Genomic DNA, 25,987 nt, shown 5'->3' with positions numbered 1-25,987 from the left:
GACTGGCTCACGCCCTGTCCGTATCTATGGCTTCGTTCCGCCTCCGGTGCCGAAGCCGCGTTGTCCTAGCCCATGTTCCGATCGGGTTGAAAGGCCCGACCGAAAGAAACATGGGCAACTCTGTCGTTCCGAAGGATGATCTTGCCCGAAACGCCGGGATCATCCCCTCAGGCGAGGCCCCTCGCCCCGTCCAATTCAGCGATAGGGCGAGTCCAGCGCGATGTTGCGCGCCAGTTCGCGCTCCCACCGGTCGCCGTTCGCCAGCAGCCTGTCCTTGTCGTAGTAGAGTTCCTCGCGCGTCTCCGTCGCGAATTCGAAATTCGGCCCCTCGACGATGGCGTCGACCGGGCAGGCTTCCTGGCAGAAGCCGCAATAGATGCACTTCACCATATCGATGTCATAGCGCACGGTGCGGCGCGTGCCGTCATTGCGCCGCGGACCGGCTTCGATGGTGATGGCCTGCGCCGGGCAGATTGCCTCGCACAATTTGCAGGCGATGCAGCGTTCCTCGCCATTGGGATAGCGACGCAGCGCGTGCTCGCCACGGAAGCGCGGGCTGGTCGGCCCCTTCTCGTGCGGATAGTTGATCGTCTCCTTCGGCGCGAAGAACTGACGCATCGAGAGGAAGAAGGCGCTGACGAAATCCTGCAGCAGCAGCGATTTTGCGGCCTGGGAAAGAGCGGACATCACGCAAACCCCGTGATCTTGAGGAAGGCTGCGGTGGCGACCACCATGAACAGCGAGATCGGCAGGAACACCTTCCAGCCGAGACGCATCAGCTGGTCGTACCGGTAGCGCGGCACGAACGCCTTCACCATCGAGATGCCGAAGAACACGAAGCAGACCTTCAGCACGAACCAGATGACGCCGGGCACCCAGGTGAAGGGCGCGAAGTCGAACGGAGGCAGCCAGCCGCCAAGGAACAGGATGGTTGCCAGCGCGCACATCAGCACGATCGCGACATATTCGCCGAGGAAGAACAGCAGGAACGGGGTCGACGAATATTCGACCATGTGGCCGGCGACCAGTTCCGATTCGGCCTCGACAAGGTCGAAGGGCGGCCGGTTCGTCTCAGCCAGCGCCGAGATGAAGAAGATGATGAACATCGGGAACAGCGCCAGCCAGTTCCAGTCGAGGAAGGTGTTGGGCAACCCAAGCCGCGTGCCAATGCCATCATGCTGCGACAGCACGATATCGGTCAGGTTGAGCGAGCCGGCGGTGAGCAGCACCGTGACGATGACGAAGCCGATCGAGACTTCGTAGGACACCATCTGGGCCGCCGAACGCAGGGCGCCGAGGAACGGATATTTCGAGTTGGACGCCCAGCCGCCCATGATCACGCCATACACTTCGAGCGAGGAGATGGCGAAGACATAGAGGATGCCGACGTTGACGTTGGCGACGGCCCAGCCCTCGTTGACCGGAATGACCGCCCAGGCAGAGATCGCCAACACCGCCGACACCAGTGGCGCCAGCAGGAACACGCCCTTGTTGGCGCCTGACGGGATCACCGGCTCCTTGAACACAAACTTCAACAGGTCAGCGAAGGCCTGCAGCGTGCCCCAGGGTCCAACCACGTTCGGGCCACGGCGCAACTGCACCGCCGCCCAGATCTTGCGGTCGGCATAGAGGATATAGGCCACGAAGATCAGCAGCACGACGATCAGCACGACCGACTTCAGAAGAATGATCAGCGCCGGCAGCACGTAGAAGGAGAAGAAGGTTTCCATGCTTATTCCGCCGCCTGCTTGAAGCCGCTCTTGGCCAGTGCCGAGCATTCCGCCATGACAGCGGACGCCCGCGCTATCGGGTTGGTCAGGTAGAAGTCTTTCACCGGCGAGGTGAACGTGCCCTTGTTCAGCCTGCCGCCGAGCTTCGCCACGTTGGCGATATCATCGGCATTGCCGGCCGCGACCTGATCGATGCGGGCAAGATGCGGGTATTCGCCATAGAGTTTCGCGCGCAGCTGCGGCAGCGAATCGAAGGGCAGCTTCTTGCCCAGCACATCCGACAGCGCTCTCAGAATCGCCCAATCCTCGCGTGCGTCGCCCGGCGCGAAACCAGCGCGGTTGGTCTGCTGCACACGGCCTTCCGTGTTGACATAGGTGCCCGACTTTTCGGTGTAGGCAGCCGCCGGCAGGATGACATTGGCGCGGTGCGCGCCCTGGTCACCATGTGTGCCGATATAGACGACGAACGCGCCGCCGGTCTTGGCCATGTCGATCTCGTCGGCGCCGAGCAGGAACAGGACTTCCGTCTCGCCAAGCATGCCCGCGACATCCTTGCCGCCCTCGCCCGGCACGAAGCCGACATCGAGGCCTCCGACGCGCCCAGCCGCATTGTGCAGCACCGCAAAGCCGTTCCAGTCGGCACGGGAAGCATTGACGGCCGCGGCGAGTTTCGCTGCCTGGCCCAGCACAGCCGCGCCATCGGCACGCGCCAGCGCGCCCTGGCCGACGATGATCAGCGGATGCGTTGCCTTCTTCAGAACCTCAAAGAACTTGCCGTTGCCATCAGCCAGATCCTTCAGCGAATCCGGCCCGGCGCCCAGCTGTTCGTAATCGTAGCGCGTGTCGCCGATCTCGCCGATGACGCCGACCGGCAGATTGCCGATCCGCCAGCGCTTGCGGATACGGGCATTGAGCACCGAGGCCTCAAAACGCGGGTTGGCGCCGATGATCAGCACTGCGTCGGCCTGTTCGATACCCTCGATGGTCGGATTGAAGATGTAGCTGGCCCGGCCGAGTGACGGATCAAGCGCGGCGCCATCCTGGCGGCAGTCGACATTCTTCGAGCCGAGCGAGGCCATCAGCAGCTTCAACGCATAGATTTCCTCGACGGCGGCGAGATCGCCGGCAATGGCGCCGATCTTGTCGGGTGCTGCCTTCGACACCGCATCCTTGATCGCGGCGAACGCGTCGGCCCAGCTCGCCGGAACCAGCTTGCCGTCCTTGCGCACATACGGACGGTCGAGGCGTTGCGTGCGCAATCCGTCCCAGATGAAGCGGGTCTTGTCGGAGATCCACTCCTCGTTCACCTGCTCGTTGACGCGCGGCAGGATGCGCATCACTTCGCGACCACGGCTGTCAATGCGGATCGCCGAGCCGACAGCGTCCATCACGTCGATGGATTCGGTCTTGGTCAGTTCCCACGGCCGCGCCTGGAAGGCGAAGGGCTTGGAGGTCAGCGCGCCGACCGGGCAGAGATCGATGACATTGCCCTGCAGTTCGGAGGTCATCGCGCTTTCGAGATAAGTGGTGATCTCGGCATCCTCGCCACGGCCGATCAGGCCGAGTTCGGAAATGCCGGCGACTTCGGTGGTGAAGCGGACGCAGCGCGTGCAGTGGATGCAGCGGTTCATCACCGTCTTGACCAGCGGGCCGATATACTTGTCTTCAACCGCGCGCTTGTTCTCGTGATAGCGCGAGGAATCGACGCCGAACGCCATCGCCTGGTCCTGCAGGTCGCATTCGCCGCCCTGGTCGCAGATAGGGCAATCCAGCGGATGGTTGATCAGCAGGAATTCCATCACGCCTTCGCGGGCCTTCTTGACCATCGGCGTGTTGGTGAAGATTTCCGGCGGCTCGCCGTTCGGGCCAGGACGCAGGTCGCGCACGCCCATGGCGCAGGATGCCTGCGGCTTGGGCGGCCCGCCCTTCACCTCGATCAGGCACATGCGGCAATTGCCGGCGATCGACAGCCGCTCATGGAAGCAGAAGCGCGGCACTTCCGCGCCCGCGTCCTCAGCCGCCTGCAGCAGCGTATAGTGGTCGGGTACAGTGATTTCTTTCCCGTCGACCTTGAGCTTTGCCATCAATTGCCCCCGGCGGTTTTCGCCGTCTCATATGCTTTCAACAGATCGCCGAGACTGATGCCGTTGATCATCATCCCGGCGACCTCAGCGTTTTCTATCTTCACGTTGCTCATGTTCACATTGGTGAAATGCGCGTTCGAGAGGTTCACGTCTTCCACCTTGGCGTTGCTCAGGTTGGCGCGCAGGATGGTGGACACCGACAGGTTCACATTGTGAAACCGCGTGTTCGACATGTTCACGTCGTCAAAGCTCGAATTGCTGACGATCGCACTGCGCACGTCGAGAACATCGCGTCTGTCGTGAAGCTCCATCCCCAGCCCCTACCTCTTGGCCTTGGTAGCCAGCACAAGTGCTGCCGCCTGCCGGGTCCAGTCGTCACGGCCGATGCGTCCCTTGAGCGACAGGTAATCATCGACCCAGGCGATCTCTTCCGGCGTCCAGGCGGCGATCTGGCCAAACGTCCAGATCCCCAGCCCGTTGAGCACCTTCTCCAGCTTCGGCCCGACACCCGAAATCCTCTTCAGGTCTTCCGACAGCGCCGGACGGTCCATCGACTTGGGTTGGCGAAAATCCTCAGGCAGCAAGCCGGTCGGCGCATTGTCAACGGCTGCCGGTGTCGCCTCGGCAGCGTCCCGTACATCGTCCACGGCGGGCGTGGCGATGTCGGTCACGTCTCGTGCAAAGGATTGCGCCTCGGCGATCAAGGTGATGGTGGCCGCGCGCGCCTTGATGGACGAGCTGTCGTCGATATCGGAAAAGCGCCCCGTCGCTGCCTCGAAATCATCGATGATCGGCTGCAGCAGCCTTTGCGAGGCTTCGGCAGCACCCGAAAGCGCGCCCAGCCACACGCCGAAGGCGTGGTTGGCCAGCCCGATGCCCAGCGCCGACATCGCCGCCGCGCCCGCGACAGGGTGCGCGAAAAGGTTGACGGCGCTGGCCATCTCCTTCGGCATCATCCTGGTCAGGTCCTGGTTCATCTTCTCGAGCTGGTCCAAATTGGGCATCAGTGGGTAGGGTGTCGAATACGGCGCCATAGATATCTCCTGGTCGATTCTTCGTTTCGCCCCGCCCCGTTTATTCGCTTCGGGCTTTCGCCCATTCACAAATTCTTCTATTCCGCCGCCACCATCACCGGCTCGGCCCGGTGCGCGTTGCGCGAAAACTCGTCGATGCGCCGCTCCACCTCGCCGCGGAAATGCCGCATCAGGCCCTGGATCGGCCATGCCGCCGCGTCGCCCAGCGCGCAGATCGTGTGGCCTTCGACCTGCTTGGTCACGTCGAGCAGCATGTCGATCTCGCGCTTCTGCGCCTCGCCGCGCACCAGCCGCTCCATCACCCGCCACATCCAGCCCGTGCCTTCGCGGCACGGCGTGCACTGGCCGCAGCTCTCATGCTTGTAGAAATAAGAGAGCCGCGCGATCGCCTTCACGATATCGGTCGACTTGTCCATGACGATGACAGCCGCGGTGCCCAAGCCCGACTTCAGGTCGCGCAGCGCGTCGAAATCCATCGGCGCGTCGATGATCTGCGCGGCCGGCACCAACGGCACCGAAGCGCCGCCCGGAATGACCGCCAGCAGATTGTCCCAGCCGCCACGAATGCCGCCGCAATGCGTCTCGATCAGCTCACGGAACGGGATCGACATCGCTTCTTCGACGGTACACGGATTGTTGACGTGGCCGGAGATGCAGAACAGCTTGGTGCCGACATTGTTGGGCCGGCCAAAGGACGAGAACCAGGCCGCGCCCCGACGCAGGATGGTCGGCGCAACCGCGATCGATTCGACATTGTTGACGGTCGTCGGGCAGCCATAGAGGCCAACATTGGCCGGGAATGGCGGCTTCAGCCGCGGCTGGCCCTTCTTGCCTTCGAGGCTTTCGAGCAGCGCCGTTTCCTCGCCGCAGATATAGGCGCCGGCGCCGTGGTGCATGTAGACATCGAAATCGTAGCCGGACGTGTTGCCCTTGCCGATCAGTTTGGCCTCATAGGCCTCGTCGATGGCGCGCTGCAGCGCCTCGCGCTCGCGGATGAACTCGCCGCGCACATAGATGTAGGCGGCGACCGCCCCCATGGCGAAGCCAGCAATCAGGCAGCCCTCGACCAGCGTGTGCGGGTCGTTGCGCAGGATGTCGCGGTCCTTGCAGGTGCCGGGCTCAGATTCGTCGGCGTTGACGACCAGATAGCTTGGGCGGCCGTCGCTCTGCTTGGGCATGAACGACCATTTCAGGCCCGTCGGGAAGCCGGCGCCGCCACGACCACGCAGGCCTGACGCCTTCATCTCGTTGACGATCCAGTCGCGCCCCTTGGCGACGATGCCGGGTGTGCCGTCCCAGGCGCCGCGCGACATCGCGCCGGCCAGCGACTTGTCGAAGAGGCCGTAGATGTTGTTGAAGATACGGTCTTTGTCCTGAAGCATTTTTCGTCCCTCAGACCGGCTTCTTGCCGAAGACGCGGATGTATTCGGCGACGCCACCCTTGGCGAGCGCCTTGGCCTGCTTGACCCAGTCGTCGCGGTCGATGCGGCCGTGGAAGCTCAGATAGCCATCAACCCACTCGCGCTCGGCCTTCTTCCACGACGCGACCTGCGCGAAGGTGAAGATGCCCAGTGAATGCAGGATGCCCTCGATCTTCGGGCCGACGCCCGAGATCAGCTTGAGATCGTCGACCAGCGCTGGCCTGTCGATGCCGGCCGGGCGGTTCTTGTCCTCCAGCGACGGCTTTGCTGGCTTGGCCTCGGCTTTCACGGCTGGCGCCTGCGCTACCGGAGCAGCCGGTGCTTGTGCCGGAGCAGCTGGCGCGGTTGCCGCTGGAGCGGCGACAGCGGCTGGCGCCGCTTCCTTGGCGGCCTTGGAAGCAGCCTTTGCTTCCCTGTCGCGGGTCGACTTGAGGATCGCCTTTTCGTTGGTCAGCGTCGTCAGGCCGGAGGCCGGCTCCGAGCCGGTGCGGCCGTTCTGCGGCCCCGGCATCACCGAGGCGCCCTTGCCCGCATCATAAAGATCGATGATCTCGGCAAGCCGCTCCGGCGTCAGGTCCTCGAAAGTGTCCTTGAAGACCATGACCATCGGCGCGTTGACGCAGGCACCCAGGCATTCGACCTCTTCCCACGACAAAGTGCCCTTGTCGTTGGTGTGGAACTGGTCGTGATGGATCTTGGAGCGGCACACGTCCATCAGCGCTTCCGAGCCGCGCAGCATGCAGGGCGTGGTGCCGCAGACCTGGATGTGGGCACGCGTGCCGACCGGGTTCAGCTGGTACTGCGTGTAGAAGGTCGCGACCTCGAGTCCGCGGATGCGGGGCATGCCGAGCATGTCGGAAATCGTCTCGATCGCCGCCTTCGTCACCCAGCCTTCCTGTTCCTGCGCAATCATCAGCAGCGGGATGATCGCGGACTGTTCGCGGCCCTTCGGATACTTCTTGATCCATTGCTTCGCCGCTGCGGCGTTCGCCCGGTTGAAGGCGAAGGATGCTGGCTGGACGCTGGCTTCTGCGAGACGGCGGACTGACATTTAGCGATCGACCTCACCAAACACGATGTCGAGGGAGCCGAGAACGGCGGTGACGTCGGCCAGCATGTGGCCACGGCACAGGAAATCCATGGCCTGGAGATGCGCGAAACCGGGCGCGCGCAGCTTGCAGCGATAGGGCTTGTTGGAGCCGTCGGAGACCAGATAGACGCCGAACTCGCCCTTCGGCGCCTCGACGGCCGCATAGACCTCGCCGGCCGGCACGCGGTAACCCTCGGTGTAGAGCTTGAAATGGTGGATGAGCGCTTCCATCGAGCGCTTCATCGCCTGGCGCTTCGGCGGCACGATCTTGCCGTCGAGGGTCGAAACCGGTCCGGTGAGTTCCTTGCCGAGCAGCAGATCGACGCACTGGCGCATGATCTTGGCCGACTGGCGCATCTCTTCCATGCGCAACAGGTAGCGGTCGAAACAGTCGCCATTCTTGCCGATCGGAATGTCGAAATCCATCTCGGCATAGCATTCGTAGGGCTGCGACTTGCGCAGGTCCCAGGCAGCACCCGAGCCGCGCACCATGACGCCCGAAAAGCCCCAGGCCCAGGCATCGGCCAGCGAAACAATGCCGATGTCGACATTGCGCTGCTTGAAGATGCGGTTGCCGGTCAGCAGCGCATCGAGGTCATCGATCGATTTCAGAAATGGATCGATCCACTTGCCGATGTCCTCGACCAACTTCTGCGGCAGGTCCTGATGAACGCCACCGGGACGGAAATAGGCGGCATGCATGCGCGAGCCGGAAGCCCGCTCGTAGAATACCATCAGCTTTTCGCGTTCGACGAAACCCCACAGCGGCGGCGTCAGCGCGCCGACGTCCATCGCCTGCGTCGTCACATTCAGGATGTGCGACATGATGCGTCCCATCTCTGAATAGAGCACGCGGATGAGCTGGCCGCGCTTCGGCACCTCGATGCCGAGCAGCCGTTCGACCGCAAGCGCGAAAGCATGCTCCTGGTTCATCGGCGCGCAATAGTCGAGCCGGTCGAGATAAGGCACCGCCTGCAGATAGGTCTTGGCCTCGATCAGCTTTTCGGTGCCGCGATGCAGCAGTCCGATATGCGGGTCGACGCGATCGACCACCTCGCCGTCCAACTCCAGCACAAGGCGCAGAACGCCGTGCGCTGCCGGATGCTGCGGGCCGAAATTGATGTTGAAATTGCGGACGGAGGTCTCAGCCATTGTGGCGCCTCAATTCGTCTTGGCTTTTTCGTCGCCCGGCAGGACGTAATCAGTCCCTTCCCATGGCGAGAGAAAATCGAAATTGCGGAATTCCTGCTTCAATTCCACCGGCTCGTAGATGACGCGCTTGGCTTCGTCGTCGTAGCGCACCTCGACGAAGCCGGTCAGCGGAAAATCCTTGCGCAGCGGATGGCCTTCGAAACCGTAGTCGGTCAGCAGGCGGCGCAGGTCCGGGTGCCCCGAGAACAGCACGCCATAGAGATCGTAGGTCTCGCGCTCGAACCAGTCGGCGCCGGGATAAACGCCGGTAATTGAAGGCACCATCGTCTCTTCGTCGGCCTGCACCTTGATGCGGATGCGGACGTTCTGCTTCGGCGACAGGAGATGATAGACGACATCGAAGCGCCTGGCGCGCGACGGATAGTCGGCGCCGCAGACATCGATAATCGAGATGAACTGGCAGCGTGCGTCGTCACGCAGGAAGGTCACCACTTCGATGATAGCATTCGGCTCGACATGCAAGGTGAGTTCGCCATAGGCGAGCACCGCGTCCGAGACGCGGCCGCTCAGTTTCTCGCCGAGATAAGTCGACAGTTCGCTTAAGGATGCGGCCATGGATTTACCGTTCGATCGTGCCGGTGCGGCGAATCTTCTTCTGCAGCAGAAGAATGCCGTAGAGCAGCGCCTCGGCGCTCGGCGGACAGCCGGGCACATAGATGTCAACCGGCACGACGCGATCGCAGCCGCGCACCACCGAATAGGAATAGTGATAGTAGCCGCCGCCATTGGCGCACGAGCCCATCGAGATGACGTAGCGCGGCTCCGGCATCTGGTCATAGACCTTGCGCAGCGCGGGCGCCATCTTGTTGGTCAGCGTACCCGCCACGATCATGATGTCGGACTGGCGCGGAGACGCGCGCGGCGCGACGCCGAAGCGCTCCGAGTCATAGCGCGGCATCGAGGTGTGGATCATCTCGACCGCGCAGCAGGCGAGGCCGAAGGTCATGAACATCAGCGAGCCGCTGCGTGCCCAGGTGATCAGCGCTTCCGTCGAGGTGACGAGAAAACCCTTGTCGGCCAACTCATTGTTGATTTCGAGGAAGAAGGGATCGTCCTCCCCCACCGGCCTGCCGGTGTTGGGATCGATGAGACCCTTGGGCTTCGGCGCGACGAGCGTGCCGGAACTGTCGCTCAATCCCATTCCAGCGCTCCTTTTTTCCATTCATAGGCAAAGCCGATGGTCAGCACCGCCAGGAAGACCATCATCGACCAGAAGCCGAGCATGCCGATCTTCGAGAAAGACACCGCCCATGGGAACAGGAAGGCAACTTCCAGATCGAAGATGATGAACAGGATCGACACCAGGTAGAAGCGGATGTCGAATTTCATGCGGGCGTCGTCGAACGAGTTGAAACCGCACTCGTAAGCGGAAAGCTTTTCGGGATCGGGGTTGCGGTAGGCCACCAGGAAGGGCGCCGCCAGCAGCGCAAGGCCGACCACAAGTGCCACGCCGATGAACAGGACGATGGGCAGGTATGAACCTAGAAGTGCGTTCATGCTCGGCTTTCCGTTGGCGCCAATCCACTTTGATTACAGCACCAGACCCACTTGCGGAAGCGTGACAGTTTAACCGCTGAACCGTTTTAGGGGCTCTATGCTGCAACGCGGCGAGGGTTAGCGCAGCGCTTTCGGCGAAGCAAGTCAAACCTTGTTCAAAACACCGACCTGGACGGCATATACGGGGAAACTGGTCCGATACGCTCCTGTTTGATTTCCTTCACTTTTTACTCCACTTTTCTCTCCTGACATATATCCCGCCAAAACCCTGCTAGCATTCCGCGGAATCACGATCTTACTCCATCCCGAACCCCCATCAGAGTCGCACCCGCATGAAGGAAAAAATCTCGCTTCCCATGGCCCGGCGCATCGCTCTTGCCGCCCAGGGTTTCATGGACGCCAGACCGGCCGGCACGCCCGATCGACGCCATCTCGGTCGCGTGCTCGCCCGTACCGGCCTGCTGCAGATCGATTCCGTCAGCGCGGTGGTGCGCGCTCATTATATGCCGCTCTATTCGCGGCTTGGCCCCTACCCGCTCGCTTTGCTCGACAACGCCGCGGTGACGCGCAAGCGCACGGTGTTCGAATACTGGGCCCACGAAGCCTCCTTCCTGCCGGTCGAAACCTACCCGCTGATGCGCTGGCGGATGGAACGGGCCGAGCGTGGCGATGAAATGTATACCGGGCTGGCCAAATGGGGGCGTGAACATGCCGCCTATGTCGAAGAGATCTACCGGCACGTCGTTGATCGGGGCCCGATCGCGGCTTCCGCGCTGGAAGGTCAGAAAGGCTCGGGCGGCTGGTGGGGCTGGAGCCATGCCAAGCACGCCTTCGAATGGCTGTTCTGGGCCGGGCGCATCACCACGGCGCACCGTCGCGGTTTCGAGCGATTCTACGATCTGCCAGAGCGCGTACTGCCGCAGGCGATCCTAGATCTGCCGGTGCCCGCCGCCGAGGACGCGCACCGCGAATTGCTGCGAATCTCCGCCCGCGCCCACGGCGTGGCGACGGCCGGCGACCTGCGCGACTATTTCCGCCTCTCCCCCGCCGACATGAAGGGGCGGCTCGAGGAACTGATCGATCTCGGCGAGTTGATGCCGGTGCGCGTCGAGGGCTGGGACAAGCCGGCTTACCTTCACAAGGACGCGCGCCTGCCACGAAAAATCGAGGCCCGCGCCCTGCTGGCGCCTTTCGATCCGGTCGTCTTCGAACGATCGCGCTCGGAGCGCCTGTTCGATTTCCGCTACCGCATCGAGATCTATACGCCGGCTGACAAGCGGCAATACGGCTATTACGTCCTGCCGTTCCTGCTCGGTGACAGGATCGTCGCGCGCGTCGACCTCAAGGCCGACCGCCCGGCGAGCGTGCTGCGCGTCCATGCCGCCTATGCCGAACCCGGCGCGCCGCCTGAAACCGCCGCCCAGCTCTTCGAGGAATTGAAGCAGATGCAAGGCTGGCTCGGGCTTGAACGCATTGAAGTGACGCCGGCTGGTGATCTGGGTCCGGCGCTGGCCGACATCGCCGTGTCGTAAGCTCGCGTTGACACCGCTGCCCGCAAAAGCCTAAATCCGCTCCAGACGGTCTCTTCTCTTCAAAGGGAGGAGCCAAGAGGGAATGCGGTGCGGGATCGAAAATCCCAAATCCGCGGCTGTCCCCGCAACTGTAAGCGACGAGCCGAAGCCGAAAACCACTGGGATGTTCCCGGGAAGGCGGCTACCCAAGGCGATGACCCGCGAGCCAGGAGACCTGCCGTCTGCGACAAGAAGAATCCGATCGCCCGGCGGGTTTCCGGGCAAGGAGCAAGATTTGGATCACGACAGCAGTCTTTCGGCTGGAAGAGCGGATTTTTCATCCGGCCATGACAATGCCCTCGAAAAGGTCACCGTCATCGTCTGCGCATCATGCCGCGACGAAACCGGCTCCGACGCCCATCCCCGCGCCGGCGAACTGCTGGCCGAAGATACGCGCCGCGCCGCATCCGGCGAAGATATCCGCATCCGCAGCGTCGAATGTCTCGGTAACTGCAAGCGCCGGCTCAGCGCGGCCATCCTGCGCGATGGCTGCTGGAGCTACGTCTTCGGCGACCTGACCGCGACCAGCGGCGCCGATCTGGTCACCGGCGCAAAACTCTTCGCCACCTCGACCGATGGCCTCATTCCGTGGCGTGGCCGTCCCGATAGCCTCAAGCGCGGCCTTGTTGCCCGCATCCCTCCCCTCGACATGTTGAAGGACTGACCATGACCGCTTCCGTCTCTCGTGTTCCCTGCACCGTCATCACCGGCTTCCTCGGCGCCGGCAAGACGACGCTGGTCCGCCATCTCCTGGAAAACGCCGGCGGCAAGCGTATTGCGATCATCGTCAACGAATTCGGCGACATCGGCATCGACGGCGAAATCCTCAAGGGCTGCGGCATCGACACCTGCCCGGAGGAAAACATCGTCGAACTGGCCAATGGCTGCATCTGCTGCACCGTCGCCGACGACTTCGTGCCGGCGCTCGACCAGATCCTGTCGCTGACGCCAAAGGTCGACCACATACTTATAGAGACGTCGGGCCTCGCTCTGCCCAAGCCGCTGGTTCAGGCCTTTCAGTGGCCGACAGTGAAGAGCCGGGTAACGGTCGATGGCGTTATCGCCGTGGTGGACGGCCCGGCGCTGGCCGAAGGCCGTGTTGCCAACGATATGGAAGCCCTGCAGGCGCAGCGCGTTGAGGACGAGACGCTCGACCACGACGATCCGGTCGAGGAAGTGTTCGAGGACCAGATCGCTTGCGCCGACCTGATCATCCTGTCGAAGAGCGACCTGATGGACGCCGCCGGTTCGGCCCGCGCCAACGCCATCATCAACGAACACTCCGCCCGTGCCGTGAAGATCGTGCCGACGTCTCACGGCAAGGTCGATCCCTCCGTGCTGCTTGGGCTTGGTCTCGCCGTCGAGGACGACATCGAGAACCGCAAATCCCATCATGACGGCGCATTCGACCACGAGCATGACGACTTCGACACGTTCATTGTCGACATTGCCTCGATCGCCAATCCCGACGAACTGGCAAAGCGCGTCGCCACCGTAGCCGAAGAAGAGAACGTGCTGCGCGTGAAGGGCTTCGTGGAGGTCGGCGGCAAGCCGATGCGGCTTTTGCTGCAGGCCGTCGGCCCGCGCGTCAACCATTACTACGACCGCGCCTGGACCCCCGAGGACGACCGTCGTTCGCGTCTCGTCGTCATTGGCCTCAAGGGGCTGAACCGTCCGGCGATCGAGCGTATACTCGCCGGCTGATTTTCAGACACGGGCCGCGATGCACATCCTCACCACGACATCCGCCTCGCTCGACGATCTCGCCGAGCCCGTCGATCTGCGGCAGACGCCGGCGGATATCGTGGCCCTGTCCTTCACCGACAGCGATCTCGCCGGACTGGCGGCGGCCTGGAAAGCCGATGCCGGCCGCCTGCCCTCGATGCGGCTGGCGGCGCTGCGTGACCTGCGCCATCCCATGTCCGTCGACCTCTGGGTCGACAGCGTCGCCCGCCATGCCAAGATCATCCTGGTGCGCATCCTCGGCGGCTACGACTGGTGGCGCTACGGCTGCGACCAGCTTGCCTCGACCGCCCGCGCACGCGGCATAAAACTGGCGCTGCTGCCCGGCGAATGCCGCGACGAGGATCTGCGCCTGATCGAAGCCTCGACGCTGCCGCGCGAGGAGCTCGACGGCCTGCTCGACTATTTTCGCGAGGGTGGCCCGGCGAATATGAGCGCGCTGGTGCGGCGACTGGCTGGGTTGGCAGGGTTGCAGGCAGAAGTTGTCGAGCCAGTCACAGTCCCCAAAGCCGGCTACTACGAACCGGATCGCGGTGTGGTTCCCCTCCCCCTCGAGGGGAGGGTCCAGCCGCAGGCCGGGGGTGGGGTCGCTGCGGCAGTGCGCCGACTTCAAGATAAGCCGAGCCCGGTCGCATCGACCCCACCCGACCCTGCCGGCCACCCTTCCCTCGAGGGGGAGGGAAAGGTCGTGCCTATCCTGTTCTACCGATCAATGCTGCTGGCCGCTGATGTCGCACCGATCGACGCTCTATTTGAAGCGCTCAGCCAGCGCGGCATGCTCCCGGTCCCCATTTTCGTCTCCAGCCTGAAAGACCCAACGTCACTCGCCTTCGTCGAGACCGCGTTTGCCGCGCTAAAGCCGGCCGCCATCATAACCGCGACCGCTTTCGCCTCCGGTGCTGAACCCGGCGTCGAAACCCTGTTCGACCGTGCCGGCGTGCCGGTCTTCCAGGTCATCGTCGCCACGACCCGCCGCGACGTTTGGGAAAACAACCAGCGCGGCCTGGCGCCCGCCGATCTCGCCATGCATGTCGTGCTGCCCGAGCTCGACGGCCGTATCCTCGCAGGCGCGATTTCCTTCAAGGACGAAAGCGATGTCGATCCGGCACTTGGCCATCGCGCATTTGCCAACCGGCCTGAATCCGACCGCGTGGCGCAGGTGGCGAGCCGTATCGAGGCTTTCATCCGCTTGCAGCGCGCGTCATGTGCCGAGCGTAAACTCGCCATCCTGATCCCCGACTACCCGAGCGCACCCGGCCGCACCGGCTATGCCGTCGGCCTCGACGTGCCCTCCAGCGTACTCGCCATGCTGCATGACCTGAAGGAACAGGGTTATGTGGTTGATGGGATTCCGCAAACGCCGCGTGAATTGCTGGATCTGCTGGAAGCGGGTGAGCACGGGTTGGCCTTGCAGGATTACCTATCCTTCTCGGCTGGATTGCCGACAGCAGCAATTGCTGCTGTCGAAGGCGCTTGGGGCACGGCTGAAGATGAGACAGGTTTGTGCGAGGCACCCCCCTCTGTCCTGCCGGACATCTCCCCCTCAAGGGGGGAGATTACGCTCTCATCTCCGCCTTCGCTCGTCGTCAGCATCGCAGAAGCGGACGGAGCGCCGAAGCTGCCGATCTCCCCCCTTGAGGGGGAGATGTCCGGCAGGACAGAGGGGGGTGTTCAAGCGCCGGCCACCGCAAGCTTCCCCTTCCGCGCCGCCACATTCGGCAACGTCACCGTGGCCCTCGCTCCCGATCGCGGCCGCTCAGCCGACCGCCGCGCGGACTACCACGACCCGACGCTCCCCCCGCGCCATGCCCTGCTCGCCTTCGGCCTATGGTTGCGCAAATCGCTCGGCGTCCACGCCCTCATCCATGTCGGCGCGCATGGCACGCTGGAATGGCTGCCCGGCAAAACCGTCGCGCTGTCGGAAAACTGCTTTCCCGAAATCGTCACCGGTGCCCTGCCCGTCATCTATCCCTTCATCGTCTCCAACCCCGGCGAGGCGGCACAAGCCAAGCGGCGCATCGCCGCCGTCACGCTCGGCCATTTGCCGCCACCTCTCACCGGCGCCGGCCTCGACGAAAACCAGCACCAGCTCGAACGCCTGGTCGACGAATATGCCCAGGCCGACGGCCTAGACCGCCGCCGCCGCGACCGCTTGGCAAAACTGATCGTCGATACCGCCCAAAAGACCGGCCTCGCCTCCGAAGCCGGCGTCGCCAAGACGGACGCACCGGACGAAGCGTTGCGCCGCATCGATGCCTGGCTCTGCGATCTCAAGGATTTCGCCATCAAGGACGGGCTGCATATCTATGGCCGCGCGCCGGAGGGTGAACTCGACGCGATGCGTCAGGAGAGCGCAAGGGCCGAGAAGACAGCGCTGCTCGCCGCTCTCGATGGCCGCCATGTCAAGGCAGGTCCGGCCGGCGCGCCAGCGCGTGGACGCAGCGACGTGCTGCCCACCGGCCGCAACCTGTTTACATCGGACCCGCGCACCATGCCGACGCCGACGGCCTATGACCTGGGCAAGGCGGCGGCGGAGGAAGTGGTGCGCGGCTACATGCAATCGCATGGCGACTGGCCACGCTCGCTGGTCATCGATCTCTGGGGCTCGGCCTCGCTGCGCACCGGCGGCGAGGAGATCGCACAAGGCCTGGCGCTGATGGGTTGCCGGCCGCAATGGGATTCCGCGACTGGCCGCATCACCGGCATCGAGGTGCTGCCGCCGGCCACGCTCGGCCGCCCGCGCGTCGATGTCACATGGCGCATTTCCGGCCTGTTCCGTGACATGTTCCCGACGCAGATCGCGCTGATCGATGCCGCTGCCAACGCCGTTGCCGGGCGCGACGAAGAGGATTCGGAAAACCCGCTCGCGGCAAGGAGCCGTGCGGACGGCAAGATCACCCCACGCATTTTTGGCACATCACCAGGCACCTATGGCGCCGGCGTCGAGGATCTTTTGTCCAGCGGCGATTGGGCCGCGCGCGAAGAAATCGGCCGCGCCTATCTCGACGCCACCTCGCATGCCTATGGCGGCGCTGATGGCGAAGGTGTCTCCTCGCCAGGCGCCTTTGAAACCCGTATCGCCGAAGCCGATCTTCTCGTCCATACCGGCGACGATCCCGGCCGCGATATCCTGGAGGGTTCCGCTGACGTCGCCTTTATCGGCGGTTTTTCGGCGGCGCTCGCGGCACTGGGCAGGAACGCCGATGTCATCGTGCTCGACACCACCGATCCGCAAAAGCCGAAGCCGCGCTCGGTTGGTGAGGCCGTATCGCGGGTGGTGCGCGCCCGCGCGGTCAATCCCCGTTTCATCGCCGGGCAGATGCGCCACGGCCCGCGCGGCGCCTCGGAATTCGCTGAGACGGTCGACCGTCTCGTCGGCTTCGCCGAAACCACCCACGCTATATCGGGTGCGCTGATCGAGGCGGTGCATGATGCCTATGTCGGCGATCCCCTGGTTCGCGCCTTCATCCTGCGCGAGAATCCGGCGGCCGCGAAAGTCATCGCCGAGCGTTTCCTTTCGGCGCGCCGGCGTGGTCTGTGGCACCCCTTGCGCAATTCCATCGATGACGATCTCACGGCATTGATCACCGAGGCCCAGGCGCTCGGGGTGGCGGCATGAACGCCTTCTCGCGCCGGGGCGCCTGTCCCGCACTGTCCGCGCCGATGCAGACCGGCGATGGCCTTTTGGTGCGGCTCAACCCTGTCGCTGGAGGATTATCGCCGAAGCTGTTGATAGGACTCGCTGAATCCGCCCTGCGCCATGGCAACGGCATCATGGAGGTCACCGCGCGCGGCAGCCTGCAGACACGCGGCCTGACGTCGGCAAGCGCGCCTTTGCTGGCGGCGGAGGTCGATGCACTGGGCATCGCGGTGCGCACCGGCGTGCCCGTCGAGACCGGGGCACTGGCAGGTATCGATCCACGGGAAATCGCCGATCCGCGCCCGCTGGCTGAACGGATCAGGGCGGCGGTTGAAGACGCCGGGCTGACGCAGCGGTTGGGGCCGAAGGTTTCGGTCGTCGTCGACGGCGGCGGGCAACTGACGCTGGATGCGGTCACGGCCGATGTGCGGCTGGTGGCAACGCGGATCGATGGCGAGATTCGCTGGCAGGTGTCTGCCGCGGGTGACGGACAAAATGCGAGGCCACTCGTCCTTGCCGATGAAAGTGCAGCCCGCGACATCACCGTCGCTTCTCTCAGAATGATCGCCGAAAAAGGCCGCGAGGCTCATGCAAAGGATTTGACGGAGAGGCAGCTAAGATCGCTCGCAAGCTGGCATTCCTTCGCGCCCCCCTCTGTCCTGTCGGACATCTCCCTCACGAGGGGGGAGATTGCGCTGTCATCACCGCTTTCGCCAATCACCAGTGTTGCAGCAGCCCTTGTTGAAAAGGGAGAGCCGGCGCCCGAACTGCCTATCTCCCCACCTGTGGGGGAGATGTCCGGCAGGACAGAGGGGGGCGCGAAGGAACTCCGACCCATCGGAATTTTCGATCTGGCCACACCCGGCCTCGCCCTCGGCATCGGCCTGCCCTATGGCAGCATGCCGGCAGACAAGATCATCGATCTCGTACAACGCGCCCTCACCCTGGGAACAACCGAAATCCGCCTCGCGCCGGGCCGCGCTCTGCTTTTCCTCGGCCAATCAGCAGCCGCATGCGCCGCACTTCAGAACGCAGCCGCCACCCTCGGCTTCATCACCTCCCCAACCGACCCGCGCACACGCATTGCCGCCTGCCCCGGCACGCCAGCCTGCGCCTCCGGCCGCATCGCGACCCGCGACATTGCCGAGACAATCGCCGCTGAAAACCCCGATATTCTCGACTTCACACTGCACATTTCCGGCTGCGCCAAGGGTTGCGCTCACCCAGGCCCGGCCACACTCACTTTGGTCGGCGGCGAAAACGGAGCCGGACTTGTCGTGAACGCGACGGCAAAGGCTCTTCCTGCCGGCTACAGGCCGCGCTATGACGCCGCGCGCGGCATCGGCCGCGTGGCGGCAACCGTCCGTAGCGCACGACTTCCCGGCGAGACCGCCGCCGCCTGCCTGACACGGCTTGGCGCGATGGGCATCACCGAGGCTTACCGACAGGAATGACCATGCCCGCCTACGACTACATCCATGACGGCACGGCGATCTACGAGCGCTCCTTCGCCATCATTCGCGCCGAGGCCGACCTCACGCGCTTTTCCGACGCCGAGGCAGATGTCGCGATCCGCATGATTCATGCCTGCGGGCAGGTCGAAGCCGCCAGCCATTTTGTCTTCTCGAAGGACTTCGTTGCCGCCGCGCGTTCCGCATTAAGCGCCGGCGCGCCGATCTTCTGCGACGCAGAAATGGTCTCCCACGGCGTCACCCGTGCCCGCCTGCCGGCCGGCAACGAGGTCATCTGCACCTTGCGTGACCCGCGCACACACGAAATCGCCAAGGAGATCGGCAACACCCGCTCGGCCGCAGCCATCGACCTGTGGGGCGAGCGCATGGCGGGTTCGGTCGTCGCCATCGGCAATGCGCCGACAGCACTCTTCTACCTGCTGGAGAAACTACGCGACGGCGCGCCGAAGCCGGCGGCCATCATCGGCATGCCCGTGGGTTTCGTCGGTGCGGCCGAATCGAAGGATGCGCTGGCCGAGAATTCCTATGGCGTGCCCTACGCCATCGTGCGCGGCAGGCTGGGCGGCAGCGCCATGACCGCCGCCGCGCTCAATTCCCTGGCGAGGCCCGGCCTGTGAACGCCATTGCAAAAGGCCGCCTCGTCGGCGTCGGCACCGGTCCCGGCGACCCCGAACTGCTGACGCTGAAGGCCGCGCGTGCTCTGGCCGAGGCCGATGTCGTCGCCTATTTCGCCAAACGCGGCAACAACAGCAATGCGCGGACCATCGTCGAAGCGCGCTTCCGACCGGATATGGTTGAACTGCCGCTGCTCTATCCCGTGACCACCGAAATCGACAAGGATCACGACGACTATCGTTCGCAGATCACGGGCTTCTATGAAGAATCGGCAGAGAAGGTGGCCGAACACCTTCAGGCAGGCCGCATGGTTGCCGTGCTATCCGAGGGCGACCCGCTGTTCTACGGCTCCTACATGCATCTGCATGTGCGCCTGGCGCATCGCTTCCCGACCGAAGTCATTCCCGGCATCACCGCCATGTCCGGCTGCTGGTCGGCCAACGGCCTGCCGATCGTCCAGGGCGACGACGTGCTGACCGTGCTTCCCGGTACCATGAGCGAATTCGAACTGACGCGCCGTCTCGCCGACACCGATGCCGCCGTCATCATGAAGGTCGGCCGCAACCTGCCCAAGATCAGGCGGGCACTGGAAGCCACCGGCAAGCTGGCGCGCGCCGTCTATGTCGAGCGCGGCACCATGGCCGGAAGCGTTTCCATGAAGCTTGCAGACAAGCCGGACGACAAGGCGCCCTATTTCGCCATCGTGCTGGTCGCCGGCTGGTGCGGCAGACCCGACGCATCCCTGGAGGCTGGCGCATGAGCGGCCGTCTCACTGTCATCGGCCTTGGGCCGGGCAATAGCGACCAGGTCACGCCCGAGGCAAGCCGCGCCGTCGCCGAAGCAAAGTTCTTCTACGGCTACAAGCCCTATCTCGACCGACTGGAGCTGCGCCCGGACCAGACCCGCGTCGCCTCCGACAATCGCGAGGAACTCGCCCGGTCGAAGGACGCGCTGGCAAAGGCCGCCGAGGGCCATGACGTCGCCGTCGTCTCCGGCGGCGATCCCGGCGTCTTCGCCATGGCCGCCGCCGTCTGCGAAGCGATCGAGGCCGGCCCCGCCGAATGGCGTGCCGTCGATGTCGCCATGGTGCCGGGCATCACCGCCATGCTCGCCGTCGCCGCGCGCATCGGCGCGCCGCTCGGCCATGATTTCTGCGCCATCTCGCTGTCCGACAATCTGAAGCCGTGGGACCTGATCGAACTGCGCCTGCTGGCTGCCGCCGGCGCCGGCTTCGTCATCGCGCTCTACAATCCGATCAGCAAGGCCCGGCCCTGGCAGCTTGGCCGCGCCTTCGAATGCCTCACCGCGATCCTGCCGGGAACAACGCCGGTCATCTTCGGCCGCGCTGCCGGACGGCCGGACGAACGCATCGAAGTGTGCCTGCTCGCCGACGCGGATGCCGCCAAGGCCGACATGTCGACCTGCATCATCATCGGCTCGCCGGAAACCAGGATCATCAAGCGCGGCGACAAGCCGGCGCTGGTCTACACGCCGCGTTCGTCCACGGGACGGGCAAGATGATCGACCCCAAACTGGTCAACAATCGCGGCCAGCGCTTCGGCGGTTTCAGCCGACGGAACGTCCGGCAGAGCCGGCCTGCGGACCATGACCACCTCTATCCCCAGCGCGCGCGCCGCGGCGATCTTGCCGTAGGTGGCCCCGCCGCCACTGTTCTTGGATACGATGGCGTCGATGCGGTGGTTCCGAAGCAACACGCCCTCATCCGCTTCCCGGAACGGCCCGCGCGCCAGAAGATAGTCGGCATCGGGCACGGCAAGTTTCGGTTCGACCGGATCGACGCTGCGGATGAGGTAGTGGTGCTGGGGCGCGGCCTCGAAGGCCGCGACCTCTTGCCGTCCGAGCGCCAGGAAGACGCGGCGCGGCGCCAAGCCCAGCGCTGTCACAGCGTCCGTGACACTGTCGACCAGCACCCAGCGATCGCCTTTGACGGGCTGCCAGCCCGGACGCCGCAAAGCGAAGATCGGCACGCCGGTCTTGCGCGCGGCCGCCGCCGCATTGGCGGAGATACGCGCTGCATAGGGATGCGTGGCGTCGATCAGCAGATCGATGCGCATTTCCTCGAGATAGGCAGCCAATCCATCCGCGCCGCCAAATCCCCCGATTCGCACAGGCACGCCTTGTGCAACCGGGCTTTCGGTGCGACCAGCCAGCGACAGCGTGATCGAAAGGTCCGCGCGAGCGCTCAGTATGCCGGCCAGTTGCCGGGCTTCCGTGGTTCCGCCCAAGATCAGAATCTTCTTCATTGGCACCATGATGGGTCGCGCCTAATAAGGCCGTCAGCGTTGCAGCCAGTTCCCTTCTCCCCGTCACTATACGGGGAGAAGGTGCCGGCAGGCGGATGAGGGGCGGCGCGGCATGTCAAAAATCAAGCAGCCAACGCCCCAGTGGCTCACCATCATCGGCATCGGCGAGGACGGTTTAGCGGGTCTCGGTGACGAGGCCAAGCGGCTGATCACCGAGGCCGAAGTCATCTTCGGCGGCAAGCGCCACCTAGCCTTGGTCGCGTCCTTCGCCAAGGGCGAGGCCCGCCCATGGCCTGTCCCCTTCGACGCCGAGATGCACGACGTGCTGGCGCTGGCCGGCAGGCGCGTCTGCGTTCTCGCTTCCGGCGATCCTTTCTTCCATGGCGTTGGCGCCACCCTGGCCCGCAAGGTCGAGGCGCGGGACATGCACGTCATCCCCGCACCGTCAGCCGTTTCGCTGGCGGCTGCCCGCCTCGGCTGGGCGCTGCAGGACATCGACACCGTCTCGTTGCACGGCCGCCCGCTCGACCTGATCCGGCCGCTGCTGCAGCCGAACGCGCGCATTTTGGCGCTGACGTCGGATGGCGATGCGCCGGCGGAGATCGCGCGCGTGCTCACCGAACTCGATTTCGGCGCCTCGCGACTGACGGTTCTGGAAGCATTGGGCGGTCCGAACGAGAACCGACGCTCGACCCGCGCCGACACCTTCGACCTCGAAAACATCAATCCCCTCAATGTGCTGGCAATCGAGCTTGATTCAAATCCGCAGGCACGCATCCTGCCGCTGACGGTCGGCCTCGCCGATCATCTGTTCGAGCATGACGGCCAGATCACCAAGCGCGAGGTGCGCGCCATCACGCTGTCGGCGTTGGCACCCAGGCGTGGCGAGTTGCTGTGGGACATCGGCGCGGGATCGGGATCGATTGGCATCGAATGGATGCTGGCCCATCCGTCGATGCGCACTATTGCCATAGAAGCCGACCCGACCCGCGCCGTCCGCATCCGCCGCAACGCCGCCCATTGCGGCGTGCCCGGCCTCGTCATTGCGGAAGGATCGGCGCCACATGCGCTCGCCGGCCTGGAGACGCCCGACGCGATTTTCATTGGTGGCGGCGGCAGCGACGAAGGTGTGCTCGACGCTGCTACTGACGCCCTGCCCGCCGGTGGCCGTCTCGTCGCCAATGCCGTGACGCTGGAGATGGAAACACTGCTGCTCGCCCGCCACGCGATGCTAGGCGGCGATCTCACGCGTATCGCCATATCGCGCGCTTCGCCCGTCGGTTCCATGCAGGCATGGCGGCCGGCGATGCCGGTCACACAATGGGTTTGGATAAAGCCATGATCATCGCAGGCATAGGCAGCCGCAAGGGCGTGAGTGTCGAGGACGTGCTTGCCGCGATCGAAACCGCTGTCGAAGCGCATGGGCTGGCGATGTCGGCGCTTTCAGCCCTAGCCACCGCAACGCTCAAACAGGATGAGGAAGCGATCCCCGCCACTGGCCGCGCGTTGAGCGTCCCGGTCATCATCGTCGATGACGCCACCCTTCAGGCCGCGTCACCGGGCACGCTCAGCAAATCCGACCTGTCGCAGGCACTGGCCGGCACGCCGTCGGTTTCTGAAGCCGCTGCCCTCGCCGCCGCAGGGAAGGGCGCAAGACTACTCGGGCCGCGCACCGTCGTCGGCCCGGTCACCTGTGCCCTTGCCATCAGTGGAGATCAGGCGTGACCGTCCACTTCATCGGCGCCGGTCCCGGTGCCGCCGACCTCATTACACTGCGCGGCGCCAGGCTGCTGGCAAGCTGCCCGGTCTGCCTTTATGCCGGCTCCATTGTCGCGCCCGAATTGCTGCAGCATTGCGCGCCGGGAACGAAGCTTATCGATACGGCACCGATGTCGCTGGACGAGATCGAAGCCGCCTATCTCGAAGCGCACAAGGCCGGTCACGACGTCTCGCGCCTGCATTCCGGCGATCTGTCGGTGTGGAGCGCCGTCGCCGAGCAGATCCGCCGCTTGGAGAAGCATGGCATTCCCTACACGCTGACGCCGGGCGTCCCCTCCTTCGCAGCAGCCGCCGCAGCACTTCGCCGCGAACTGACCATTCCCGAAGTCGCGCAAAGCCTGGTGCTGACCCGCATTTCCGGCCGCGCCTCAAAAATGCCGCCCGGCGAAACGCTGGCCGGTTTTGGCCGCACTGGCGCCACGCTCGCCATCCATCTTGCCATTCATGCGATTGACCGAGTCGTCGCCGAGCTGACGCCCTACTATGGCGGCGATTGCCCGGTGGCGGTGGTCTTCCGCGCCTCCTGGCCCGACGAGCGCGTGCTGACCGGCACGCTAGCGACCATCGAGGCGCAGCTGGCTGAAGACCCGATGGAGCGCACGGCGCTCATCTTCGTCGGCCAGTCCCTGGCTGCGGAAGGTTTTGGCGAGAGTTCACTTTATGACGCCCACTACCAGCGGCGTTTTCGCGGACGGGATGGATTGTGAGCGGCAGCGCCAAAGACAGAAATACCACGGTCGGACAGGCATTGGCACGACTGAACCTCAAGCCGCGCCAGCTGGAGCCCGGCCATGTCTGGCTGGCCGGCGCCGGCCCCGGCGATCCCGGCTGCCTGACGCTGGACGTGCTGGCCGCCTTGGGGCAGTGCGATGCGCTGGTCTATGACGCGCTGGTGTCGCCCGAGATCGTCGCGGTCGCCGAGGACGCGGAACTGTTCTATGCCGGCAAGCGCGGCGGCCAGCCATCGATGAAGCAGGACGACATCACCGCCTTGCTGGTCCGGCTGGCCCGCGAGGGACGCCGCGTGATCCGGCTGAAGGGCGGCGATCCCTACATTTTTGGTCGCGGCGGCGAAGAGGCGTTGGCGCTGGCGCGCGAAAACATTCCGTTCCACGTGCTGCCGGGCCTCACATCGGGCCTCAGCGCGCTTGCCGCCACCGGCATCCCCGCCACCATGCGCGGCATCAACAAGGCGGTGATCCTGGCCACCGGCCATGCCGCCGGCACCGATGACGATCTCGACTGGGCGGCGATCGCCCGCACCGGCCAGCCGGTGGTCATCTACATGGGAATGGCCAATCTGCCGACTATCACCGCCTCGCTGCTGGAAGGTGGGCTGGCGCCGTCGACGCCTGCCGCCGTGATCGTCGCCGCCACAACACCGCAGGAACGCATTGTCGTCGCCACGCTTGCAACCCTTGCGGAGCAAGCCGCAGCCGCCGGCCTCGCCTCGCCGGCGTTGATTGTCGTCGGCGGCATCGTCGCCATGCGCGCGGCCCTGGCGGGCGGACAATGACCCGCGCCATCATCATCGGCGCGCCGCGTTCCGGCTCGGGCAAGACCAGCGTCACGATCGGCATCCTGCGCGCGCTGGCGCGGCGCGGCATCAAGGTGCGTGGCGCCAAGTCCGGCCCGGACTATATCGATCCCGGCTTCCACACGGCCGCCACCGGGCTTTCCGGCGTCAATCTCGACAGCTGGGCGATGTCGCCTGCCCTCCTCAACGCACTGGCTGGTAACGCAACCGACGATGCCGAGTTCGTCTTCCTCGAAAGCGCCATGGGCCTGTTCGACGGCATTCCTTCGGCGCAAGGTCGTACCGGCTCGGCGGCCGATCTCGCCCGGCTCTATGGCCTGCCGGTGCTGCTGGTGCTCGACGTTTCCGGCCAGTCGACCACGGCGGCGGCCGTGGCCAAGGGTTTTGCCACCTACGATCCCGATGTGCGCATGGCCGGCGTGGTGCTCAACCGGCTGGGCAGCGAGCGTCACCGCCGGCTTTGCGGCGAGGCAATAGAGGCCATCGGCCTGCCCGTGGTCGGCGCCATCATGCGCGATCCCAGCCTGAACCTGCCCGAGCGCCATCTCGGCCTCGTCCAGGCAGGCGAATATGAGAACCTGATGGCGCATCTCGACCGGCTGGCCGACATGGTCGAAAGCTCGCTCGACCTCGACGCCATCATGGCGCTGGCAAAGCCGTTCTCGCCCGCACCCGGCGATTTTGGCGACGCGTTGCAGCCGCCCGGCCAGCGCATCGCGCTGGCCGAGGACGCCGCCTTCACCTTTCTCTATCCGCATGTCGCCGCCTATTGGCGCAAGGCCGGCGCCGAGATCGTCCCCTTCTCGCCGCTCGCCGATGAAGCGCCCGCCGGGGATTGCGACGTCTGCTGGCTGCCTGGCGGCTATCCCGAACTCCACGCCGGCCGGCTCGCCGCCGCCGCGAACTTTCGCGCCGGGATGGCGCGTTTCGCCGAGATGAAGCCGGTTCACGGCGAGTGTGGCGGCTTCATGGTGCTGGGCGAAGCGCTGGAGGATGCTTCCGGCGAAACACATGCCATGCTCGGCCTGCTCGGCCATTCCACCAGCTTCGCCAGGCGGAAGATGAATCTCGGCTACCGCGAGGCGCGGCTGCGCGCCGATTGTCCCTTGGGAGCGCGGGGCGCGGCGATTCGTGGTCATGAATTCCACTATGCGCAGATGTTAGCTACCGGTAATGACGAGCCGCTGGCCGACCTCGCCGATGGTCTCGGTAACCCGCTGGGGGCTTCCGGCTACCGGCGCGGCAATGTCAGCGGCACGTTCTTCCATGCCATTGCGAAGGGCTAGAGCATGATTCCG

At 64.8% G+C, this 25,987-nt stretch carries 25 protein-coding genes and 1 riboswitch; of the genes, 13 read left to right on the top strand and 12 right to left on the bottom strand.

The genetic code is table 11. The features are described from left to right. Positions 1–195: 195 nt before the first annotated feature. The 11 genes from nuoI to ABVQ20_RS04355 form a co-directional block, all read right to left on the bottom strand. Positions 196–687: an NADH-quinone oxidoreductase subunit NuoI gene (gene nuoI / locus ABVQ20_RS04405; protein ID WP_354458282.1), complete on the bottom strand. Its 492-nt coding sequence runs from the start codon at positions 685–687 to the stop codon at positions 196–198. After that, a complete protein-coding gene (nuoH, locus tag ABVQ20_RS04400; protein ID WP_354458280.1) occupies positions 687–1,730 on the bottom strand; it encodes an NADH-quinone oxidoreductase subunit NuoH in 1,044 nt (347 codons plus the stop codon). Before nuoH ends, nuoI begins: the two co-directional genes overlap by 1 nt. 2 nt (positions 1,731–1,732) lie before the next feature. Beyond that, entirely contained in the window at positions 1,733–3,814 is a 2,082-nt protein-coding gene (gene nuoG, locus ABVQ20_RS04395) for an NADH-quinone oxidoreductase subunit NuoG (RefSeq protein WP_354458278.1), read from the bottom strand. Then, positions 3,814–4,125 carry a pentapeptide repeat-containing protein gene (locus ABVQ20_RS04390; protein WP_354458277.1) on the bottom strand — a complete coding sequence of 104 codons (312 nt, stop codon included), beginning with the start codon at positions 4,123–4,125 and terminating at the stop codon, positions 3,814–3,816. Before ABVQ20_RS04390 ends, nuoG begins: the two co-directional genes overlap by 1 nt. Before the next feature lie 9 nt (positions 4,126–4,134). After that, on the bottom strand, positions 4,135–4,848 hold the full coding sequence (locus ABVQ20_RS04385; protein WP_354458276.1) for a helix-hairpin-helix domain-containing protein: 714 nt from the start codon (positions 4,846–4,848) through the stop codon (positions 4,135–4,137). A 77-nt stretch (positions 4,849–4,925) separates the two neighbouring features. After that, positions 4,926–6,230 carry an NADH-quinone oxidoreductase subunit NuoF gene (gene nuoF / locus ABVQ20_RS04380; protein WP_354458274.1) on the bottom strand — a complete coding sequence of 435 codons (1,305 nt, stop codon included), beginning with the start codon at positions 6,228–6,230 and terminating at the stop codon, positions 4,926–4,928. A 10-nt stretch (positions 6,231–6,240) separates the two neighbouring features. Next, a complete protein-coding gene (gene nuoE, locus ABVQ20_RS04375; RefSeq protein WP_354458272.1) occupies positions 6,241–7,320 on the bottom strand; it encodes an NADH-quinone oxidoreductase subunit NuoE in 1,080 nt (359 codons plus the stop codon). Continuing rightward, a complete protein-coding gene (locus ABVQ20_RS04370; RefSeq protein ID WP_354458271.1) occupies positions 7,321–8,511 on the bottom strand; it encodes an NADH-quinone oxidoreductase subunit D in 1,191 nt (396 codons plus the stop codon). It abuts the gene before it with no gap. A gap of 9 nt (positions 8,512–8,520) precedes the next feature. Next, positions 8,521–9,126, bottom strand: coding sequence for an NADH-quinone oxidoreductase subunit C (locus ABVQ20_RS04365; RefSeq protein ID WP_354458270.1), 606 nt, complete (start codon positions 9,124–9,126; stop codon positions 8,521–8,523). 4 nt (positions 9,127–9,130) lie between these two features. Continuing rightward, positions 9,131–9,712 carry a NuoB/complex I 20 kDa subunit family protein gene (locus tag ABVQ20_RS04360; RefSeq protein WP_354458269.1) on the bottom strand — a complete coding sequence of 194 codons (582 nt, stop codon included), beginning with the start codon at positions 9,710–9,712 and terminating at the stop codon, positions 9,131–9,133. Beyond that, positions 9,703–10,068, bottom strand: a complete 366-nt coding sequence (locus ABVQ20_RS04355; RefSeq protein ID WP_095087214.1) for an NADH-quinone oxidoreductase subunit A — start codon at positions 10,066–10,068, stop codon at positions 9,703–9,705. The genes ABVQ20_RS04360 and ABVQ20_RS04355 overlap by 10 nt, the downstream gene beginning before the upstream one ends. 332 nt (positions 10,069–10,400) lie before the next feature. Here ABVQ20_RS04355 and ABVQ20_RS04350 point away from each other — a divergent pair, with 332 nt between their 5' ends. The 8 genes from ABVQ20_RS04350 to ABVQ20_RS04315 all read left to right on the top strand — a co-directional run bounded on the left by ABVQ20_RS04350 (position 10,401) and on the right by ABVQ20_RS04315 (position 20,630). Beyond that, on the top strand, positions 10,401–11,600 hold the full coding sequence (locus ABVQ20_RS04350; RefSeq protein ID WP_354458267.1) for a winged helix-turn-helix domain-containing protein: 1,200 nt from the start codon (positions 10,401–10,403) through the stop codon (positions 11,598–11,600). A gap of 29 nt (positions 11,601–11,629) precedes the next feature. Beyond that, positions 11,630–11,836: riboswitch (cobalamin riboswitch) on the top strand. Between the two features lie 38 nt (positions 11,837–11,874). Further along, positions 11,875–12,303: a DUF1636 family protein gene (locus ABVQ20_RS04345; protein ID WP_354458265.1), complete on the top strand. Its 429-nt coding sequence runs from the start codon at positions 11,875–11,877 to the stop codon at positions 12,301–12,303. A 2-nt stretch (positions 12,304–12,305) separates the two neighbouring features. Next, positions 12,306–13,343, top strand: a complete 1,038-nt coding sequence (gene cobW, locus ABVQ20_RS04340) for a cobalamin biosynthesis protein CobW (RefSeq protein WP_354458264.1) — start codon at positions 12,306–12,308, stop codon at positions 13,341–13,343. Positions 13,344–13,362: 19 nt separating this feature from the next. Continuing rightward, entirely contained in the window at positions 13,363–17,001 is a 3,639-nt protein-coding gene (locus ABVQ20_RS04335; protein ID WP_354458263.1) for a cobaltochelatase subunit CobN, read from the top strand. Beyond that, positions 16,998–18,476 carry a precorrin-3B synthase gene (cobG, locus tag ABVQ20_RS04330; protein ID WP_435528321.1) on the top strand — a complete coding sequence of 493 codons (1,479 nt, stop codon included), beginning with the start codon at positions 16,998–17,000 and terminating at the stop codon, positions 18,474–18,476. The genes ABVQ20_RS04335 and cobG overlap by 4 nt, the downstream gene beginning before the upstream one ends. A 2-nt stretch (positions 18,477–18,478) precedes the next feature. Beyond that, positions 18,479–19,111 carry a precorrin-8X methylmutase gene (locus tag ABVQ20_RS04325; protein WP_354458261.1) on the top strand — a complete coding sequence of 211 codons (633 nt, stop codon included), beginning with the start codon at positions 18,479–18,481 and terminating at the stop codon, positions 19,109–19,111. Then, complete coding sequence (locus ABVQ20_RS04320; protein WP_354458259.1) at positions 19,108–19,869, top strand: precorrin-2 C(20)-methyltransferase; 762 nt, start codon at positions 19,108–19,110, stop codon at positions 19,867–19,869. Before ABVQ20_RS04325 ends, ABVQ20_RS04320 begins: the two co-directional genes overlap by 4 nt. Beyond that, a complete protein-coding gene (locus tag ABVQ20_RS04315; protein ID WP_354458258.1) occupies positions 19,866–20,630 on the top strand; it encodes a precorrin-3B C(17)-methyltransferase in 765 nt (254 codons plus the stop codon). Before ABVQ20_RS04320 ends, ABVQ20_RS04315 begins: the two co-directional genes overlap by 4 nt. Here ABVQ20_RS04315 and ABVQ20_RS04310 read toward each other — a convergent pair. Continuing rightward, positions 20,594–21,373 carry a cobalt-precorrin-6A reductase gene (locus ABVQ20_RS04310; protein WP_354458256.1) on the bottom strand — a complete coding sequence of 260 codons (780 nt, stop codon included), beginning with the start codon at positions 21,371–21,373 and terminating at the stop codon, positions 20,594–20,596. The genes ABVQ20_RS04315 and ABVQ20_RS04310 overlap by 37 nt on opposite strands. Positions 21,374–21,485: 112 nt before the next feature. On the opposite strand from ABVQ20_RS04310, the gene cbiE reads away from it, so the two are divergent. The 5 genes from cbiE to ABVQ20_RS04285 are packed head-to-tail and all read left to right on the top strand — an operon-like array spanning position 21,486 to position 25,975. Next, a complete protein-coding gene (gene cbiE / locus ABVQ20_RS04305; RefSeq protein ID WP_354458255.1) occupies positions 21,486–22,715 on the top strand; it encodes a precorrin-6y C5,15-methyltransferase (decarboxylating) subunit CbiE in 1,230 nt (409 codons plus the stop codon). Then, positions 22,712–23,098 carry a cobalamin biosynthesis protein gene (locus ABVQ20_RS04300; RefSeq protein WP_354458254.1) on the top strand — a complete coding sequence of 129 codons (387 nt, stop codon included), beginning with the start codon at positions 22,712–22,714 and terminating at the stop codon, positions 23,096–23,098. The genes cbiE and ABVQ20_RS04300 overlap by 4 nt, the downstream gene beginning before the upstream one ends. Further along, entirely contained in the window at positions 23,095–23,859 is a 765-nt protein-coding gene (cobM, locus tag ABVQ20_RS04295; protein ID WP_354458253.1) for a precorrin-4 C(11)-methyltransferase, read from the top strand. The genes ABVQ20_RS04300 and cobM overlap by 4 nt, the downstream gene beginning before the upstream one ends. Next, positions 23,856–24,668, top strand: a complete 813-nt coding sequence (gene cobA / locus ABVQ20_RS04290) for a uroporphyrinogen-III C-methyltransferase (protein ID WP_354458251.1) — start codon at positions 23,856–23,858, stop codon at positions 24,666–24,668. Before cobM ends, cobA begins: the two co-directional genes overlap by 4 nt. Further along, the gene (locus ABVQ20_RS04285) at positions 24,665–25,975 is read left to right on the top strand and encodes a cobyrinic acid a,c-diamide synthase CobB (protein ID WP_354458250.1); all 1,311 of its coding nucleotides are present in this window, start codon (positions 24,665–24,667) and stop codon (positions 25,973–25,975) included. The genes cobA and ABVQ20_RS04285 overlap by 4 nt, the downstream gene beginning before the upstream one ends. Positions 25,976–25,987 lie beyond the last annotated feature (12 nt).

It is taken from the genome of Mesorhizobium shangrilense, from assembly GCF_040537815.1.
Taxonomy (GTDB): domain Bacteria; phylum Pseudomonadota; class Alphaproteobacteria; order Rhizobiales; family Rhizobiaceae; genus Mesorhizobium; species Mesorhizobium shangrilense.
Note: the sequence above shows the minus strand (reverse complement) of the source record. Positions and strands in the feature narration are given on the sequence as shown.